The organism is Streptomyces sp. NTH33, assembly GCF_003236365.1.
Taxonomy (GTDB): domain Bacteria; phylum Actinomycetota; class Actinomycetes; order Streptomycetales; family Streptomycetaceae; genus Streptomyces.
The window spans coordinates 1-2137 of record NZ_POTZ01000748.1; the positions used below are offsets into that span (position 1 = coordinate 1).

A 2137-nucleotide genomic window follows, 5' to 3' on the forward strand; every position below is an offset into this window, starting at 1 on the left:
ACCCCATGGTACGGGTCCTGGGGCGGGGGGCCGGGCGCGCGGGTTCCCGCCCCAGGACCCGTACCATGGGGTGAGGCCGTGGCGTGTTCAGCCCGGCAGGGTCCGCGTGACACCGACGTACGCGCAGGCCAATCCGCGATATCCGGGAGTACGCCTCACTATGGCCACGCGCCACGACATCCGCAACGTCGCCATCGTCGCCCACGTCGACCACGGCAAGACCACCATCGTCGACGCCATGCTGAAGCAGGCCGGCGCCTTCGCCGCGCACCAGCTCGAGCAGGTCGACGAGCGCATGATGGACTCGAACGACCTGGAGCGTGAGAAGGGCATCACGATCCTCGCCAAGAACACGGCGGTGAAGTACCACCCCAAGGACGGCGGGGACCCCGTCACGATCAACATCATCGACACCCCCGGCCACGCCGACTTCGGCGGCGAGGTGGAGCGCGCCCTGTCGATGGTCGACGGCGTCGTTTTGCTCGTGGACTCCTCCGAGGGCCCGCTGCCGCAGACTCGCTTCGTGCTGCGCAAGGCCCTGCAGGCCCGCCTGCCCGTCATCCTCTGCATCAACAAGACGGACCGTCCCGACGCCCGTATCGACGAGGTCGTCAACGAGACGTACGACCTGTTCCTGGACGTGGACGCCGACGAGGACCAGATCGAGTTCCCGATCGTCTACGCCTGCGGCCGGGACGGCATCGCCTCGCTCACCAAGCCCCAGGACGGGACGGTCCCCGCCGACTCCACCAACCTCGAGCCGTTCTTCTCCACGATCCTCGAGTACATCCCGGCGCCCGTCTACGACGAGACCGCCCCCCTCCAGGCCCACGTCACCAACCTCGACGCGGACAACTTCCTCGGCCGCATCGCGCTGCTGCGCGTGGAGCAGGGCGAGCTGCGCAAGGGGCAGACGGTCGCCTGGATCAAGCGCGACGGCTCGGTCAGCAACGTCCGCATCAGCGAGCTGATGATGACCGAGGCGCTCACCCGCAAGCCCGCCGAGAAGGCCGGCCCCGGTGACATCTGCGCCGTCGCCGGCATCCCGGACATCATGATCGGCGAGACGCTCGCGGACACCGAGAACCCGGTCCCGCTGCCGCTGATCACGGTCGACGAGCCCGCGATCTCCATGACGATCGGCACCAACACCTCCCCGCTGGTCGGCCGCGGCGGCACCGGCAAGGGCGCCGACGCGAAGGCCGCCGTCAAGGACCGCAAGGTCACCGCCCGTCAGGTCAAGGACCGCCTGGACCGTGAGCTGATCGGCAACGTGTCGCTGCGCGTGCTGGACACCGAGCGCCCCGACGCCTGGGAGGTCCAGGGCCGCGGCGAGCTGGCGCTGGCCATCCTGGTGGAGACCATGCGCCGCGAGGGCTACGAGCTGACCGTCGGCAAGCCGCAGGTCGTCACCAAGGAGATCGACGGCAAGGTCCACGAGCCGGTCGAGCGGATGACGATCGACGTGCCCGAGGAGCACATGGGCGCCGTCACCCAGCTCATGGGCGTGCGCAAGGGCCGGATGGACAACATGTCCAACCACGGCTCCGGCTGGGTCCGCATGGAGTTCGTCGTCCCCTCCCGCGGTCTCATCGGCTTCCGCACCGAGTTCCTGACCCAGACCCGCGGCACGGGCATCGGCCACTCCATCCACGAGGGCTTCGAGCCCTGGTTCGGCACCCTGCAGACCCGCAACAACGGCTCCCTGGTCGCCGACCGCGCCGGCGCCGTCACCGCCTTCGCGATGACCAACCTGCAGGAGCGCGGCGTGCTCTTCGTGGAGCCGGGCACCGAGGTGTACGAGGGCATGATCGTCGGCGAGAACTCCCGCTCCGACGACATGGACGTCAACATCACCAAGGAGAAGAAGCTCACCAACATGCGGTCCTCGACCGCCGACGTGGCCGAGTCGATCGTCCCGCCGCGCAAGCTCTCCCTGGAGCAGTCGCTGGAGTTCTGCCGCGACGACGAGTGCGTCGAGGTGACCCCGGAGGCGGTCCGCATCCGCAAGGTGGCCCTCGACCAGCGCGAGCGCGCCCGCGCCGCGAGCCGCGCCAAGCACAGCTGAGGTCCCTCGGGCCGTACAGGGCCGGGCACCCCGCGAGGCGGGGTGCCCGGCCCTGTACGTGTGGGGAGG

The 2137-nt window shown here is 69.6% G+C and carries 1 protein-coding gene; it reads left to right on the plus strand.

What is annotated here, in order from left to right:
* Window positions 1-160: 160 nt before the first annotated feature.
* Window positions 161-2068, plus strand: a complete 1908-nt coding sequence (gene typA / locus C1I97_RS35775) for a translational GTPase TypA (RefSeq protein WP_111007099.1) — start codon at window positions 161-163, stop codon at window positions 2066-2068.
* Window positions 2069-2137 lie beyond the last annotated feature (69 nt).